Source organism: Neobacillus cucumis (assembly GCF_002860255.1).
Lineage (GTDB): Bacteria > Bacillota > Bacilli > Bacillales > Cytobacillaceae > Neobacillus > Neobacillus cucumis_A.
In genome coordinates this window covers 146,222-162,165 of the sequence record NZ_PGVE01000102.1, presented here as the reverse complement: position 1 = coordinate 162,165, position 15,944 = coordinate 146,222, and the positions used below count along the sequence as shown (strand labels likewise).

General features: G+C 41.5%; 14 protein-coding genes and 1 other annotated feature. Of the genes, 12 read left to right on the top strand and 2 right to left on the bottom strand.

Annotation, left to right across the window (positions count from 1 at the left end; all coding sequences use genetic code 11):
* The first annotated feature begins 79 nt into the window (after positions 1 to 79).
* Both lon and yihA read left to right on the top strand, forming a co-directional pair.
* Positions 80 to 2,407, top strand: coding sequence for an endopeptidase La (gene lon, locus CVD27_RS26520; protein ID WP_101652100.1), 2,328 nt, complete (start codon positions 80 to 82; stop codon positions 2,405 to 2,407).
* On the top strand, positions 2,404 to 2,985 hold the full coding sequence (gene yihA, locus CVD27_RS26515; protein WP_101652097.1) for a ribosome biogenesis GTP-binding protein YihA/YsxC: 582 nt from the start codon (positions 2,404 to 2,406) through the stop codon (positions 2,983 to 2,985). The genes lon and yihA overlap by 4 nt, the downstream gene beginning before the upstream one ends.
* 39 nt (positions 2,986 to 3,024) lie before the next feature.
* On the opposite strand, the gene CVD27_RS26510 is transcribed toward yihA, so the two are convergent.
* Positions 3,025 to 3,513, bottom strand: coding sequence for a LiaI-LiaF-like domain-containing protein (locus tag CVD27_RS26510; RefSeq protein WP_101652095.1), 489 nt, complete (start codon positions 3,511 to 3,513; stop codon positions 3,025 to 3,027).
* A 272-nt stretch (positions 3,514 to 3,785) separates the two neighbouring features.
* Between CVD27_RS26510 and hemA the strand changes: the two genes are divergently transcribed.
* The 9 genes from hemA (at position 3,786) to ysxE (ending at position 12,634) form a co-directional block, all read left to right on the top strand.
* On the top strand, positions 3,786 to 5,129 hold the full coding sequence (hemA, locus tag CVD27_RS26505; protein WP_101652093.1) for a glutamyl-tRNA reductase: 1,344 nt from the start codon (positions 3,786 to 3,788) through the stop codon (positions 5,127 to 5,129).
* A 12-nt stretch (positions 5,130 to 5,141) separates the two neighbouring features.
* The gene (gene ccsA / locus CVD27_RS26500; RefSeq protein ID WP_101652090.1) at positions 5,142 to 5,975 is read left to right on the top strand and encodes a cytochrome c biogenesis protein; all 834 of its coding nucleotides are present in this window, start codon (positions 5,142 to 5,144) and stop codon (positions 5,973 to 5,975) included.
* A gap of 15 nt (positions 5,976 to 5,990) precedes the next feature.
* The gene (gene hemC, locus CVD27_RS26495; RefSeq protein WP_101652088.1) at positions 5,991 to 6,929 is read left to right on the top strand and encodes a hydroxymethylbilane synthase; all 939 of its coding nucleotides are present in this window, start codon (positions 5,991 to 5,993) and stop codon (positions 6,927 to 6,929) included.
* Entirely contained in the window at positions 6,922 to 7,698 is a 777-nt protein-coding gene (locus tag CVD27_RS26490; RefSeq protein ID WP_101652086.1) for a uroporphyrinogen-III synthase, read from the top strand. Before hemC ends, CVD27_RS26490 begins: the two co-directional genes overlap by 8 nt.
* Before the next feature lie 74 nt (positions 7,699 to 7,772).
* Positions 7,773 to 8,753 carry a porphobilinogen synthase gene (gene hemB, locus CVD27_RS26485; protein WP_101652084.1) on the top strand — a complete coding sequence of 327 codons (981 nt, stop codon included), beginning with the start codon at positions 7,773 to 7,775 and terminating at the stop codon, positions 8,751 to 8,753.
* 24 nt (positions 8,754 to 8,777) lie between these two features.
* Positions 8,778 to 10,064: a glutamate-1-semialdehyde 2,1-aminomutase gene (gene hemL / locus CVD27_RS26480; RefSeq protein WP_101652082.1), complete on the top strand. Its 1,287-nt coding sequence runs from the start codon at positions 8,778 to 8,780 to the stop codon at positions 10,062 to 10,064.
* Positions 10,065 to 10,222: 158 nt separating this feature from the next.
* A complete protein-coding gene (gene spoVID / locus CVD27_RS26475) occupies positions 10,223 to 11,335 on the top strand; it encodes a stage VI sporulation protein D (protein ID WP_257984498.1) in 1,113 nt (370 codons plus the stop codon).
* Between the two features lie 50 nt (positions 11,336 to 11,385).
* Entirely contained in the window at positions 11,386 to 11,550 is a 165-nt protein-coding gene (locus CVD27_RS28430; RefSeq protein WP_180960464.1) for a hypothetical protein, read from the top strand.
* A gap of 43 nt (positions 11,551 to 11,593) precedes the next feature.
* The gene (ysxE, locus tag CVD27_RS26470) at positions 11,594 to 12,634 is read left to right on the top strand and encodes a spore coat protein YsxE (protein ID WP_101652078.1); all 1,041 of its coding nucleotides are present in this window, start codon (positions 11,594 to 11,596) and stop codon (positions 12,632 to 12,634) included.
* A gap of 17 nt (positions 12,635 to 12,651) precedes the next feature.
* On the opposite strand, the gene CVD27_RS26465 is transcribed toward ysxE, so the two are convergent.
* Positions 12,652 to 12,846 carry a hypothetical protein gene (locus CVD27_RS26465; RefSeq protein WP_101652076.1) on the bottom strand — a complete coding sequence of 65 codons (195 nt, stop codon included), beginning with the start codon at positions 12,844 to 12,846 and terminating at the stop codon, positions 12,652 to 12,654.
* 162 nt (positions 12,847 to 13,008) lie between these two features.
* Positions 13,009 to 13,242: a binding site (T-box leader), on the top strand.
* A gap of 39 nt (positions 13,243 to 13,281) precedes the next feature.
* Between CVD27_RS26465 and CVD27_RS26460 the strand changes: the two genes are divergently transcribed.
* The gene (locus tag CVD27_RS26460; RefSeq protein ID WP_101652074.1) at positions 13,282 to 15,924 is read left to right on the top strand and encodes a valine--tRNA ligase; all 2,643 of its coding nucleotides are present in this window, start codon (positions 13,282 to 13,284) and stop codon (positions 15,922 to 15,924) included.
* The last annotated feature ends 20 nt before the right edge of the window (positions 15,925 to 15,944 follow it).

Genomic DNA, 15,944 nt, shown 5'->3' with positions numbered 1-15,944 from the left:
AATAAGATAGAATTGTACAACAAAGACTATTCTGCAAAGCAGTAGAAAATAAAAGAAATGCATGTGGAGGTGCAGTATAATGGCGAAACAGAATGAATTGATCGTCCCCCTCCTGCCGCTTCGAGGATTGCTCGTCTATCCGACAATGGTACTTCATTTGGATGTAGGTCGTGAGAGATCTGTGCAAGCACTCGAAAAAGCGATGGTAGATGACCATTTGATTTTTTTAACCACTCAAAAGGATGTCTCAATTGATGAACCTGCAGAAGAAGATTTATACAAATTGGGTACATTGACAAAGGTTAAGCAAATGTTAAAGCTTCCTAATGGTACGATTCGCGTACTAGTAGAAGGTTTGAATAGAGCAGAAGTTGTTTCTTTTTATGATGAAGAAGACTATTACTCCGTTAGTATCGTTACCTACGAGGACCCAGATACAAAAGATGTAGAGGACCAAGCCTTGATGAGAACGATGCTTGATTATTTCGAGCAATACATAAAATTGTCTAAAAAGGTTTCTGCTGAAACCTATGCAACTGTTGCTGATATAGAGGAACCGGGACGAATGGCGGATATTATTGCGTCCCATTTGCCGATTAAGTTAAAGGAAAAGCAAGAAATCCTTGAACTGGTTGATATTAAACAGCGTGTGAATCGCGTCATTGATACCATTCATAATGAAAAAGAAGTCCTTAATCTGGAGAAGAAAATTGGCCAGCGTGTAAAACGCTCGATGGAAAGGACACAAAAAGAGTACTACCTTCGCGAGCAAATGAAGGCGATTCAAAAGGAACTCGGTGATAAAGAAGGAAAAACCGGCGAAATTGCTGATCTCAAGAAGAAAATCGAAGAGGCAGGCATGCCGGAGCATGTCAAAAACGCAGCCACTAGAGAACTCGACCGTTATGAAAAGGTACCGGCGAGCTCTGCAGAGAGTGCAGTCATCCGAAACTATATTGACTGGCTGATTTCTCTGCCGTGGTCTAAAAAGACTGAGGACGACATCGATATCCTTCGTGCTGAAAAAATCCTAAATGAGGAGCATTTCGGGCTAGAAAAGGTAAAGGAACGTGTGCTTGAGTATTTAGCTGTACAAAAACTGACCAATTCGATTAAAGGGCCTATTCTTTGCCTTGCGGGACCTCCAGGGGTTGGTAAAACAAGTTTGGCCCGCTCGATTGCGACCTCCCTGAATCGGAATTTTGTCCGTGTATCCCTTGGCGGTGTTCGTGACGAATCTGAAATCCGAGGTCACCGCAGGACGTATGTCGGAGCCATGCCAGGCCGAATTATCCAAGGTATGAAAAAAGCAGGTACCATTAATCCGGTCTTCCTGCTTGATGAGATTGATAAAATGTCCAGTGATTTTCGCGGGGATCCATCCAGTGCGATGCTGGAAGTATTAGACCCGGAACAAAACCATAATTTCAGTGATCACTATATAGAAGAAACCTACGATTTATCGAAGGTTATGTTTATTGCAACGGCCAATAATCTGTCTACGGTACCTGGACCACTGTTAGATCGGATGGAAATTATTACGATTGAAGGCTATACGGAGATTGAAAAAGTTCATATTTGCCGAGATCATTTACTTCCAAGACAGATTAAAGAAAATGGACTATCCAAAGGTGTTCTGCAAATACGGGATGAAGCCATTTTGAAGGTTATCCGTTACTATACTCGTGAAGCTGGAGTAAGAAGCCTTGAACGTCAAATGGCAACCATCTGCCGGAAAACGGCCAAAATTATCGTAGCTGGTGAGAAGAAGCGTGTTATTATTACGGAGAAGAATGTAGAGGAATTCTTAGGAAAGCCAAGATTCCATTACGGCATGGCCGAGGCAGAAGATCAAGTAGGGGTAGCTACTGGTTTAGCGTATACAACTGTCGGTGGAGATACCTTGCAAATTGAGGTATCATTATCCCCGGGTAAAGGTAAGCTTGTTCTTACTGGTAAGCTTGGCGATGTCATGAAGGAATCGGCTCAAGCGGCATTTAGTTATATTCGTTCAAAAGCAAATGAACTTGGTATAGATGAAAATTTTCATGAAAAATACGATATTCATATCCATGTCCCAGAAGGAGCCGTTCCAAAGGATGGGCCGTCAGCAGGGATTACAATGGCAACAGCGCTAGTATCAGCTCTAACGGGCAAACCAATCCGTCGTGAGGTTGGAATGACAGGTGAAATCACCTTAAGAGGCCGTGTACTTCCGATTGGCGGTTTGAAGGAAAAATCGCTTAGTGCCCATCGTGCCGGACTCAAGACAGTCATCATTCCAAAGGATAATGTTAAGGACATTGATGATATTCCTGAAAGCGTCCGAAATGATTTGGAGTTTGTTCCTGTTGCCCATGTGGATGAGGTATTGAAGCGTGCTCTATTAGAAGGAGAAGTTAGATGAAGGTAGTTAGTTCCGATATTGTCATTAGTGCTGTAAAACCTGAGCAATATCCTGACACAGAGATTCCGGAGTTTGCGCTTGCCGGACGCTCGAATGTTGGGAAGTCATCTTTTATTAATAAGATGTTGAATCGAAAAGGGCTGGCAAGGATTTCATCTAAGCCAGGTAAAACACAGACACTCAATTTTTATTTAATTAATGAAATTTTGCATTTTGTGGATGTCCCCGGTTATGGGTATGCCAAAGTTTCTAAGACTGAGCGGGCCGCATGGGGGAAGATGATTGAGACCTACTTCACGACCCGCGAACAGCTTCGGGCTGTCGTGTTAATTGTTGATTTACGCCATCCGCCAACCTCTGATGATGTGATGATGTATGATTTTCTCAAACATTACGGAATCCCATGTATCATCATTGCGACAAAGGCAGATAAAATCCCTAGAGGAAAATGGCAAAAACATTTAAAGGTTACACGCGAGACATTTGAATTAGATCAAAATGACCATATCGTTCTGTTCTCTTCGGAAACGGGCGAAGGCAAAGATCAAGCCTGGTCGATTTTGCAAAGTTATATGTAAAAAAATAACCGCCTAAGCAGTTCAATCTGCATCAGGCGGTTATTTTTTCTTTTTTAGTAAAAAATAGATACCAACGACAATTAATAGAGCGGGCCAAAATTTCCAAACTAAATTCATCCCGTTTTGCAGGAGGCCGAAATAACCGGCAATCTTATCATAAAACATCAGTAAAACCGCTATAATGAGAAAAAGGAACGCCTGAAACAGGCCGGAATTCGTTTTTTGAAAACGAAGAAAGAAGCCTACAGAAATAATTAAAATTAACATGCCAATCGTATTGGCAGGCCAAAAGGCTAGATGACCTGAAAGATGAAAATGAAGGCCAAATCCAGTCATTATCACTCCGGGGAGAATCGCATCATATTCTTTTGCAGAATATCCCTGTCCCAAAAAGGCTGCACCTACAATAATGAGCAATGTGGGCCATGTATAAAATTGTTGAAAAAGAGTAAAGCCTGTCTGCTGCAGTAGAAAATAAGCCCCAAATCCAATCAGAATAATCCCAGGGAAAATCCTTTGATTTTTCATTAAAAACACCACCACTTCCAGTAAGGTTCACTTGAATCTATTCTATTTTTTTGATACTGTACATAGGGAAGTATTTATAAATAAACCATTCTTAAGAATATGTAAAGAAATCTATGCTAAAGTATCTTTATAAAACTCGCAAATCAAATGAGTTTATTTTATATTAGCATATTGTTTCATTTTGTTCACATTTTTCGAGCAAATGTCGAAATTGCTCGTGATATAATTTTACTAGTGATTACTGTAAACTTTTTGGGGGTGTAATTAAACAAATGCATATTTTAGCCATCGGTCTTAACTATAAAACTGCCCCTGTTGAAATCCGTGAGCGGTTAACCTTCAATGAAACCGATCTTGTGGATGCCATAAAACAATTAAATACAAAAAAGAGCATCCTTGAAAATATTATCGTGTCGACATGTAATCGTACGGAAATTTATGCGGTTGTGGATCAGCTACATACAGGCCGTTATTATATTAAGGAATTTCTGTCCGAATGGTTCGGAATCGAGCAGACAGAATTTTCACCGTTCCTTTTTGTCAATGAGGATGACGGAGCAGTAGACCACTTATTCAATGTTACTTGTGGACTAAATTCGATGGTCTTAGGAGAAACACAAATTCTTGGACAGGTACGAACAAGCTTTATGCTGGCTCAACAAGAGGAAACGATCGGTTCCGTATTTAATCACCTCTTTAAACAAGCGATCACCCTTGCAAAACGCGCACATTCTGAAACAGATATTGGCGCCAATGCTGTTTCTGTCAGCTATGCTGCTGTGGAACTTGCAAAGAAAATTTTTGGTTCCCTTGAAAGTAAACATGTTTTAATCTTTGGAGCCGGAAAAATGGGGGAACTTGCTGCTCAGAACTTGCATGGTAATGGTGTGAAGAAAGTAACCGTCATTAATCGTACGTTTGAAAAGGCAAAAGAGCTTGCAAACCGCTTTGATGGTGAAGCAAAGAATCTTATTGAATTAGAGAAATCACTTGCGGAGGCTGATATCCTAATCAGTTCAACAGGTGCGAAAGATTTTGTTATCTCAAAAGAATTAATGGCAAAAGTGGAGAAAAAGCGCAAAGGAAAACCATTGTTTATGGTCGATATCGCTGTACCTCGTGACTTAGATCCAAGAATTGCCGAACTTGAAAATGTCTTTTTATACGACATTGACGATTTAGAAGGTATTGTCGAAGCAAACTTACAGGAGCGTCAAAAAGCTGCCGCAAAAATCAGGTTTATGATTGAAAAAGAAATCGTTGATTTCAAACATTGGCTGGGCACACTTGGTGTAGTCCCTGTAATTTCAGCACTTAGGGAAAAAGCACTTTCGATTCAGGCGGAAACAATGGAGAGTCTTGAGCGGAAACTTCCTAACCTATCAGATCGGGATATAAAAGTATTAAATAAACATACAAAAAGCATTATCAACCAGCTCTTAAAGGATCCTATTTTACAAGCGAAAGAATTGGCGGCAAGACCGGATGCAGATCAGGCGATGGAATTGTTTATGAAGATCTTTAATATCGAAGGGCTTGTTCAGGAACAACATGAGAAAGCAGCCAAAACTACTAAAATACCGGTTGGAGAAGTTCAGGCTTCTTTCCAGTCATAAGGAGTTGTTGCTATGTTTAACACTCTTTTGACGAGGCTTCACGAATTTACAGTTGTTCTATACGCCTTCAGTGTGTTGTTATATTTTTTCGACTTTATCAACCATAACCGGAAGGCAAATCGTATTGCTTTCTGGTTACTTGCATTTGTATGGATATTGCAAACAGTCTTTCTTGTTTTATATATGATCAAAACAGGCAGGTTCCCTGTATTAACAATTTTTGAGGGGCTTTATTTTTATGCCTGGGTATTAGTAACATTGTCAATTGTTATAAATCACTTATTACGAGTAGATTTTATTGTCTTTTTTACAAATATACTTGGATTTACCGTTATGGCCATCCATACATTTGTCCCGATACAATACCACTCCACTGTCATGGCAAACAAGCTGGTATCTGAACTGCTGTTGATTCATATCACGATGGCTATTCTTTCGTATGGGGCATTTTCCCTTTCCTTTGTTTTTTCAGCGTTATATTTACTTCAATATGATTTGCTGAAAAGAAAAAAATGGGGGTCACGCTTAATCCGGCTTGCAGATTTAGAGAAGCTTGAAAAGCTATCATACATATTAGCTGTCATTGGCGTACCAATACTCTTACTCAGCTTGATTTTAGGCCTGCAATGGGCATTTCTAAAGGTCCCGGGTATGCCGTGGTACGATATGAAAATCATTGGGTCTTTCTTGTTACTTTCATCTTATAGCATTTATTTATACCTGCGGATCGTGAAAAATCTTTATGGCAGACAATTAGCTATCTGGAATACAGCGTCCTTTTTAATTGTATTAATTAACTTTTTCTTATTTGGTCGATTATCATCTTTTCATTTATGGTATACATAACATTAGGAGGCAATCATGAGAAAAATTATTGTTGGTTCTAGACGAAGCAAATTGGCATTAACCCAAACTAATTGGGTCATTGAACAGCTGAAAAAACTCAACCCGAATTTTGAATTTGAAGTAAAAGAAATTGTAACCAAAGGGGATAAAATTCTAGACGTTACCCTTTCAAAGGTTGGAGGAAAAGGATTATTCGTAAAAGAAATCGAGCAGGCCATGCTTAATAAAGAAATTGATATGGCTGTCCATAGTATGAAAGACATGCCTGCTGTTTTGCCGGAAGGTTTAACGATTGGATGTATTCCTTTTCGAGAGGATCATCGTGATGCCTTGATCTCAAATGATCATTTGAAATTGAATGAATTAAAGCCAGGGGCCATCATCGGTACAAGCAGTCTTCGCCGCAGTGCCCAGCTTTTAGCCAAACGTCCGGATTTAGAGATTAAATGGATTCGCGGCAATGTAGATACACGATTAGATAAATTAAAAACAGGTGAATATGATGCCATTATTCTTGCAGCCGCAGGTCTATCCCGCCTTGGCTGGGCAAAGGAAGTTGTCACCGAATTTATTGATGCGGATATTTGTGTTCCTGCCGTTGGCCAAGGAGCATTATCGATCGAGTGCCGTGAGGACGATAAAGAACTGCTAGAACTCTTTGGAAAATTCACTTGTAAAAACACGGAAAGAGCCGTTCGTGCTGAACGTGCTTTCCTTCAAAAAATGGAGGGCGGCTGCCAGGTGCCGATTGCCGGCTTTGCTCAAGTAGATGAAAAGGATGAAATCGTCATAAATGTGTTAGTAGGTTCACCTGAGGGTCAAGAAATATTCAGAGAAGAACTTCGCGGACAAAATCCGGAAGAGCTTGGAAATGAGGCTGCTGATTTATTAATTAAAAAAGGAGCCAAGGACCTGATTGAGAAGGTAAAACGGGAGCTCGAAGGTCGTGAGTAAATGCTCTGCTTTGCATGACAAAAAAGTCCTTGTTCCTCGAGGAAAAGGTCAAGCAAAAGCTTTCTCCCAATTGGTCGAAGGTTATGGAGGGATTCCTGTGGAAATCCCTCTAATTGCCTTTCGTCCGATAGAAAAAAATCATCGCCTTCAAGAGTGTTTGGAGGCCCTTGATACATATGATTGGCTTATTTTTACGAGCAATGTAACAGTCGAAACCTTTTTCAGCTTTTACGATCGGGATAAACAAGCGCTGCCTAAGATTGCTGTTATTGGGAAGAAGACGGCTGAGGTCCTTCATGAAAAAGGTATTCACGCGGCATTTGTACCTTCGGCCTATGTGGCGGAGGTGTTTGTGGATGAGTTTTTACCGGCCGTTGATATTCATTCAAAGGTACTGCTCCCTAAAGGCAATCTGGCCCGAGAACATATTGCTGCTTCCTTAACAGAGGCGGGTGCACATGTTGATGAAGTAGTTATTTATGAGACGTACATGCCAGAGGAAAGCCGGTTGAAGCTGGCACGGATGCTGGCAGATAATGAATTAGATATTCTAACCTTCACTAGCCCATCGACTGTCGATCATCTTATGGTGGTTGTGAGACAATATGGTTTGGAGGAGTCGTTGAAAAAATGTATAATCGGCTGTATCGGACCGGTTACTGAAAAAAAGCTGCTTGAGTACGGTATAACGGTTCATGCTTCTCCGGATGAGTACACCGTGAAGGATATGATGAAGAGCACGATTGCTTATCTTGAGGATAAAAGTTAAAAAGCTGTCGCGAGCTAACGGCAGTTATCCGCCAGTAACAAATTTAATTAAAATTATTTGGAGGTAATTATATAATGGAACTTCAATTTCAACGTCATCGCAGATTACGTACAAGTGCCAATATGCGCGCACTAGTCAGAGAAAACCACCTAAGACCGGAAGACTTCATTTATCCGTTATTTATTTATGAAGGCGAAAATATTCGCAACGAAGTTTCTTCTATGCCTGGAGTATTCCAAGTATCAATGGACAACCTTCATGCTGAAATGGAAGATATTGTTGCACACGGAATCAAGTCCGTATTATTATTCGGAATTCCCAAAACAAAAGATGCCTGTGGTACGCAAGCATTCCATGACCATGGGATTGTTCAGGTCGCTACCCGTTATATAAAAGAAAACTTCCCGGATATCATTATTGTTGCAGATACTTGTTTATGTGAATATACCGACCATGGTCACTGCGGAATGATTAAAGGCGACAAAATCCTTAACGACGAATCTCTTGATTTGCTTGTAAAAACAGCTGTAGCCCAAGCACAAGCCGGTGCAGATATTATTGCACCTTCAAACATGATGGACGGTTTCGTAGCAGCGATTCGTGCTGGGTTAGATGAAGCTGGTTTTACAGAGATTCCAATTATGTCTTATGCGGTTAAATATGCCTCCGCTTTTTATGGACCATTCCGTGAAGCGGCAGAGGGAGCACCGCAATTTGGTGACCGGAAAACCTACCAAATGGACCCGGCTAACCGGATGGAAGCTTTCAGAGAAGCAGAATCTGATGTGGCTGAAGGTGCAGATTTCTTAATCGTTAAACCAGGTATGCCGTATCTTGATATTGTTCGTGACATTAAAAATAACTTTAACCTGCCTGTTGTCATTTATAACGTCAGCGGGGAGTATGCCATGATTAAAGCAGCAGCCCAAAACGGCTGGATAGACGAAAGAGGGACTGTGCTTGAAATGCTCGTGGGTATGAAACGTGCAGGTGCAGATTTAATTGTTACTTATCATGCGAAAGATGCATGCCGCTGGTTAAAAGAAGAGCAATAAACCTATTTGAAAAGAGGGAAAAGAATGCGTTCGTATACGAAATCGATTGAAGCATTTAAACAAGCCCAAAACCTAATGCCTGGCGGTGTTAACAGCCCGGTTCGGGCGTTTAAATCCGTAAATATGAGCCCCATCTTTATGGAACGAGGCAAAGGGTCAAAAATATACGATATAGATGGTAATGAATATATTGATTACGTCTTGTCATGGGGGCCGCTGATTTTAGGCCACTCCAATGATCGAGTAGTCGAGGCTTTGAAAAAAACAGCTGAGATGGGTACAAGCTTTGGTGCACCAACCTTGCTGGAAACAAAATTAGCAGCGCTTGTGATTGAGCGTGTCCCATCCATAGAAGTAGTCAGGATGGTTAACTCAGGAACAGAAGCAACCATGAGTGCCCTTCGCTTAGCACGTGGCTATACTGGCCGCAATAAAATTCTTAAATTTGAAGGCTGTTATCATGGTCATGGCGACTCATTGTTGATTAAAGCAGGATCAGGAGTTGCTACCCTAGGATTACCTGACAGCCCGGGAGTACCTGAGGGGATTGCGAAAAATACCATCACGGTTCCTTATAACGATCTTGAAAGTGTTAAATATGCGTTTGAACACTTCGGTGAAGATATTGCGTGTATTATCGTAGAGCCTGTAGCAGGAAATATGGGACTTGTCCCTCCGCTTCCTGGATTCCTAGAAGGGCTTCGAGAGCTAACCACAGCAAACGGCTCTTTACTTATTTTCGATGAAGTAATGACTGGTTTCCGTGTAGGTTACAATTGTGCACAAGGTTATTTCAATGTTACTCCTGACCTTACTTGCCTTGGAAAAGTAATCGGCGGTGGACTTCCTGTGGGTGCTTATGGCGGTAAAGCAGAAATTATGCAGCAAATCGCCCCAAGCGGCCCAATTTACCAAGCTGGTACATTATCAGGAAATCCGCTTGCTATGACAGCAGGACTCGAAACATTAAGTCAATTAACCCCAGAGCACTATCAAGAGTTTATCCGTAAAGGCGATATGCTCCAAAAAGGCTTTGAGGCAGCGGCTGAAAAATATGATATTCCTATTAGCTTTAACCGTGCCGGTTCGATGATTGGCTTCTTCTTTACGAATGAAGCCGTCATTAATTATGAAAAAGCAAAGTCGTCCAATTTAGAGTTCTTTGCGGCGTATTATCGCGAAATGGCTAATCAGGGGATATTCCTGCCGCCATCTCAATTCGAAGGATTATTCCTATCTACTGAGCACTCTGATGAGGATATTGAAAAGACGATTCAAGCAGCAGAGGTTGCTTTCTCTAAACTTAAATAATCGTTGCTTTTGCACCCACTTTTTAGAAAGTGGGTGTTTTTTTTAGATCATAAACCACTCTCCAATTTCCCACACAATTCTTTTTCAGGCCACAACAGCATTTTTAATCATATTTAAAAAACAAAGCACATAAAGTGTAAGTGACATAGTGATTTTGCGTGGAGGATACGAAAGGAGGAGTCGCTTTGTCCCAAGAGAATCAATCGTGCCTGCGATTTTCCTTGGAGGAGTCATTGTGGTTTAGAAAAGGACAGGAAGTCGAGGAACTCATTTCGATTTCCCTAGACCCGGACATCACCATCCAGGAAAACGATCAGTACGTAACCATACGTGGTTCGCTCGAATTAACCGGAGAATATAAAAGTTATGAAACCAGCGATGTGAGTGATGAGGAAACTGCTACGTCTTTAAAATTTGTTGAGAGAGTAGCCGAACTTGAAGAGGAGGGATGCTGTGAGTTTTCACATCGATTCCCAGTGGATATCACGATTCCGAATAACCGGATTCAAAGTATTTATGATATCGATGTCCTCGTAGAATCATTTGATTATTCCATCCCTGAGCGCAGCTGCTTAAAGCTTTCTGCTGAGTTAACTATCAGTGGGTTATATGGCAATGATCAGGGCCAGCAGCATCAAGAGGAACAAGAGTATGAAGTTCTTCATCGTGCCAATGAGGAAGAAGTGGAAGTAGAACAACATGCTGTCCATAACACGTTTGAAAACAATTACTTGTTTGAAGCAGAGGCCAGGAAACAGCAGGAAGAAGAACCAGTGGAAATCTTGCCGAAATTCCCTACCTTTAACTACCATCCACAGGCAGAAGAAGAGGAAGAAGAGTACGCGCCTGCTTGGAGCCTTCAGGAGGCTAGAAGTGAAGGCAGCAAGCCTGAACAAGTTGAGGTAGAAGTGGAACAAATTGTCGTGGTGGAAGAGGAAGCCCCGCACCACCATGAAGAAGTGATTGTTGCAGAAGTGATTGAAGAAAGTTCATCTTCCTCATCAGAAGAACCACCAAAACATATGAAAAAGAAGAAGGCCGCTAAGAAAAAGAGTATGACGTTAACAGAGTTCTTTGCACGTAAAGATGAAAGAACATCCCAAACAAAGTTGAAGGTTTGTATCGTCCAAAAAGGGGATACGGTGGCAAGCTTAGCTGACCGATACGATGTAACGGTTCCGAATCTGCTTCGTGTTAACAACCTTGATTTAAATCAAGATGTATTTGTTGGGCAGGTTCTTTACATTCCAGGGACATTTGCCAAAAACTAACGGATAAAAAAGATGAGCGGGTTGTTATAACCTGCTCAGCTTATTTTTTAATGGCTGCGTTAAAGGTAATTGTTGATTTAGGAACTATGTTAATTGGAGCGGAAGGTGCGAGACCCCTGCGGGAGTACGGGACTGGGGAGACCCCGCAGGCGCAAAGCGCCGAGGAGGCTCACCGGCACGCCCGCGGAAAGCGAAGCGCCTGGAGCGGAAATTAACATACAACTCAGCCTTTCTAATTTGAAAGAGAGATGACATCTCATGAGCGATATGAATCGGGTAGAATCAGTGGCACCGATATTAAACCATTATCTTGTTGAGCCTTATTTTGTAGAGGATTATGGGATTGTTCAAAAGGTTTATTCTAATAAAGGCACATTTGCGTTAAAAAAAATACCACCTACAACAGGGACAGATTTCATCCGGCATGTTCACCTATTATATCAAAAGGGCTTCAACCGCATCGTTCCCATCTATCCAACGATGGACGGCAGATATGCCGTTTTGCATGAGAATAATCTATACTACCTAATGCCCTGGATGACAAATGGTCAAAAAGAAAACCGCGATCATAAAAATCTTGAACTTTTTCGGGAGTTAGCCAGGCTTCATACCCTTTCTGCCAAAGAAGTGACGGTTAGTAAGGAAGAGCGTACCGAACATTATGAAAAAACCATTCAGCAGCTGGAGAAGCATCAGGAATTCCTTGATGGTTTTATTGATGAATGTGAAAAAAAGACCTATATGTCACCGTTTCAATTATTATATTGCCTGTATTATAACGAAATCAGCCAGGCACTGCGTTTTTCGAAAGCTAAATTCGAAGAATGGTACGAGAATACGAAGGACACAGAGAAGGCGCGCATGGTCATTACCCATGGAAAATTATCTTCCGAACATTTTCTTTATGATGACCGGGGGTACGGTTTCTTTATCAATTTTGAAAATGCCCGTTACGGGTCCCCCATACATGATCTCCTCCCCTATTTGTCAAGATCATTAAATACCAGGCCAACGCGGAATGATACGGCCATTGATTGGGTGTATCATTACTTTAAATATTTTCCCTATAAAGAGGATGAGAAGCTATTATTCTATAGTTATTTAGCTTTGCCGGTTCCGATTATGCAAGTGGTGGAAAGCTTCTACAAGAAACAAGGACGAAAGAATGAAATGAAATTTGTCGGTAAGCTTCAAGAACAATATTGGCACTTAAAGAATTCGGAGTATGTGGTCATGCGGATGACAGAAATAGAAAATCAAAGGAAACAAGCAAAAGAAGGAGCCCAGCAGCAGTCCTAACCTGCATGATGGGCTCCTTATATAATTTCAAAGTATATGGAGACTGCAATCGCAAGAAAAATAACTAACAGCAATACATCCAGGATAGTCGGTAAAAACAGGGTCCGAATAAATTGAAAGATCGTAAAGGGAACAATAAATTGTGCGGCAATCCTGCGCGAAGTAATAAACCAGGGTTGGTATTTATATTTGTGGAAATTATTACGTTTCACGTTCCGGGAACCTCCCTAAGAAAAATAAAATTTTTATTTATATATATTCCAAAGGCCTAGATAAGTTCTCTTATAATTACATAAGGTATAAAATATAAAAAAATTGGTCATCATGATTGACGTCACTCCCCTTTTTTGGGTAGTATAACAATATAATTTAAAATGAAAGCTACGACAGGGAAGAGTACAATGCACGCCTGCTTAAAGAGAGGGAAATCATCAGCTGGAAGATTTCCTAAGAGGAACGTTGGAAGGTCGCCCATGAGCTTCTTCTGCGAACGGAGAGATCCTAGTAGTTGAAGACGGATAAAATCCGTTATCTAAGTTAAGAGCCAATCGTGTTTTTTTGATTGGAAAAAAGGTGGTACCGCGAAGCAAACTCCATTCGTCCTTTTACAAGACGAATGGAGTTTTTTATGTTAAGGAGGAAATAAAATGGAAACAAAGGAATTAACAATGCCAACCAAATACGATCCGCAAACAATTGAAAAAGGTCGATATGAATGGTGGCTGAAGGGTAAATTTTTCGAGGCAAAGGACGATGAAAGCAAACAGCCTTACACCATTGTGATCCCGCCGCCAAACGTGACCGGAAAGCTTCACTTAGGCCATGCCTGGGATACAACCCTGCAAGATATCCTGACACGGATGAAACGGATGCAGGGATATGATGTTCTTTGGCTTCCAGGTATGGACCATGCAGGTATTGCCACTCAAGCAAAGGTGGAAGAAAAACTTCGCAACGAAGGAAAAAGCCGTTATGATTTAGGCCGTGAAAAGTTCGTTGAAGAAACATGGAAGTGGAAGGAAGAATATGCTTCCCATATCCGTCAGCAGTGGGCGAAATTGGGCTTAGGTCTTGATTACAGCCGCGAGCGTTTCACATTAGATGAGGGACTTTCAGATGCGGTTAAAGAAGTATTTGTCACCCTTTATAAAAAAGGCTTAATCTACCGCGGTGAATACATCATTAACTGGGATCCATCAACAAAAACCGCTTTATCTGATATTGAAGTAATCTACAAGGATGTTCAAGGTGCCTTCTACCATATGAACTATCCACTGGCAGATGGTTCTGGTCACATCGAAGTAGCTACCACTCGTCCGGAAACTATGCTTGGTGATACCGCTGTTGCTGTTCACCCGGAAGATGATCGTTACAAGCATCTAATCGGTAAAACTGTTATCCTTCCAATCGTTGGCCGAGAAATTCCAATTGTTGGTGATGATTATGTGGATATGGAATTTGGCTCAGGGGCGGTAAAAATCACACCTGCACACGATCCGAATGACTTTGAACTAGGGAACCGCCATAACCTTGAGCGTGTCTTAGTCATGAACGAAGATGGTTCCATGAATGAAAAAGCAGGCAAATACCAAGGCTTAGACCGTTTTGAATGCCGTAAGCAAATCGTTAAGGACTTACAGGAACTTGGTGTTCTTTTCAAGATTGAAGAGCATATGCATTCCGTTGGTCACTCCGAGCGCAGCGGCGCTGTTGTTGAACCATATCTATCCACTCAATGGTTTGTAAAAATGCAGCCGCTCGCTGACCAAGCGATTGCCCTGCAAGACAAAGAGAACAAAGTAAATTTCGTTCCTGACCGCTTTGAAAAAACCTATCTCCGCTGGATGGAAAATATCCGCGACTGGTGTATTTCTAGACAGCTTTGGTGGGGCCATCGTATCCCTGCTTGGTACCACAAGGAAACAGGTGAGGTATACGTAGGAACAGAAGCACCAGCAGATGCTGAAAACTGGGAACAGGATAAAGACGTACTAGATACATGGTTCAGTTCAGCATTATGGCCGTTCTCAACCATGGGCTGGCCAAACAATGAGGCGGCGGATTTTAAACGCTACTTCCCAACTGACGCTCTTGTAACTGGTTACGACATTATCTTCTTCTGGGTATCCCGGATGATTTTCCAAAGCATCGAGTTTACCGGCGAACGTCCATTTAAAGATGTACTAATTCACGGATTGGTTCGTGATGAGCAGGGACGTAAGATGAGTAAATCACTTGGCAATGGTGTCGATCCAATGGATGTGATTGAAAAATATGGCGCTGATGCCCTGCGCTACTTCTTATCCACCGGAAGTTCACCTGGTCAGGATTTACGTTTTAGCTTTGAAAAGGTTGAATCTACTTGGAACTTTGCTAATAAAATTTGGAATGCTTCCCGCTTTGCGTTAATGAATATGGACGGCTTAACCTTTGAAGAGATTGATTTCAGCGGTGAAAAATCCGTTGCTGATAAGTGGATTTTAACTCGCTTAAATGAAACCATTGAGCATGTGACAAGACTTTCGGAGCGCTATGAATTCGGTGAAGTTGGCCGTGCATTATATAACTTTATCTGGGATGACTTCTGTGATTGGTATATTGAAATGGCGAAGCTTCCATTATACGGTGAAGACGAAGCAGCGAAGAAAACAACTCGCTCAATTCTAGCTTATGTTTTAGATCATACGATGCGTCTATTACATCCATTCATGCCATTTATCACAGAGGAAATCTGGCAGAACCTTCCTCATGAAGGAGAATCCATCACAACGGCTGCTTGGCCGGCTGTGAAGCCAGAGTTAACGGATGAACAGGCGGCTCAAGAAATGAAGCTGCTCGTTGAAATGATTCGTGCCGTACGGAATATTCGTGCAGAGGTAAATACGCCATTAAGCAAGAAGATTAAGATGATCGTAAAAGCGAAAGATGACTCGGTTCTAAAAGCAGTTGAAACGAATCGCAGCTATATCGAGCGTTTCTGTAATCCGGAAGAATTGCAAATCGGTATTGAGATCGACGTGCCTGAAAAAGCTATGACAGCTGTTGTGACTGGCTTAGAAATTATCTTACCGCTAGAAGGTTTAATTAATATCGACGAAGAGATTGCGCGTCTTAATAAAGAATTAGACCGCTTAACTAAAGAAGTGGATCGAGTTCAGAAGAAATTAAGCAACGAAGGCTTTATGAAAAAAGCACCTGAAAGTGTTGTGGAAGAAGAACGTGCCAAAGAAAAAGATTATCTAGAGAAGAGAAACACAGTGGAAGCACGGATTAAAGAGTTAAGAGGATAAATGATAGGCGAGACGAATTC

What these genes read in the sequence shown, in the direction of transcription:
- lon (WP_101652100.1), top strand. Translation starts at nt 80, where the DNA reads ATGGCGAAACAGAATGAATTGATCGTCCCCCTCCTGCCGCTTCGAGGA.
- yihA (WP_101652097.1), top strand. Translation starts at nt 2,404, where the DNA reads ATGAAGGTAGTTAGTTCCGATATTGTCATTAGTGCTGTAAAACCTGAG.
- CVD27_RS26510 (WP_101652095.1), bottom strand. Translation starts at nt 3,513, where the DNA reads ATGAAAAATCAAAGGATTTTCCCTGGGATTATTCTGATTGGATTTGGG.
- ysxE (WP_101652078.1), top strand. Translation starts at nt 11,594, where the DNA reads ATGAGCGATATGAATCGGGTAGAATCAGTGGCACCGATATTAAACCAT.
- ccsA (WP_101652090.1), top strand. Translation starts at nt 5,142, where the DNA reads ATGTTTAACACTCTTTTGACGAGGCTTCACGAATTTACAGTTGTTCTA.
- CVD27_RS26460 (WP_101652074.1), top strand. Translation starts at nt 13,282, where the DNA reads ATGGAAACAAAGGAATTAACAATGCCAACCAAATACGATCCGCAAACA.
- hemA (WP_101652093.1), top strand. Translation starts at nt 3,786, where the DNA reads ATGCATATTTTAGCCATCGGTCTTAACTATAAAACTGCCCCTGTTGAA.
- hemC (WP_101652088.1), top strand. Translation starts at nt 5,991, where the DNA reads ATGAGAAAAATTATTGTTGGTTCTAGACGAAGCAAATTGGCATTAACC.
- CVD27_RS28430 (WP_180960464.1), top strand. Translation starts at nt 11,386, where the DNA reads ATGGCTGCGTTAAAGGTAATTGTTGATTTAGGAACTATGTTAATTGGA.
- hemB (WP_101652084.1), top strand. Translation starts at nt 7,773, where the DNA reads ATGGAACTTCAATTTCAACGTCATCGCAGATTACGTACAAGTGCCAAT.
- hemL (WP_101652082.1), top strand. Translation starts at nt 8,778, where the DNA reads ATGCGTTCGTATACGAAATCGATTGAAGCATTTAAACAAGCCCAAAAC.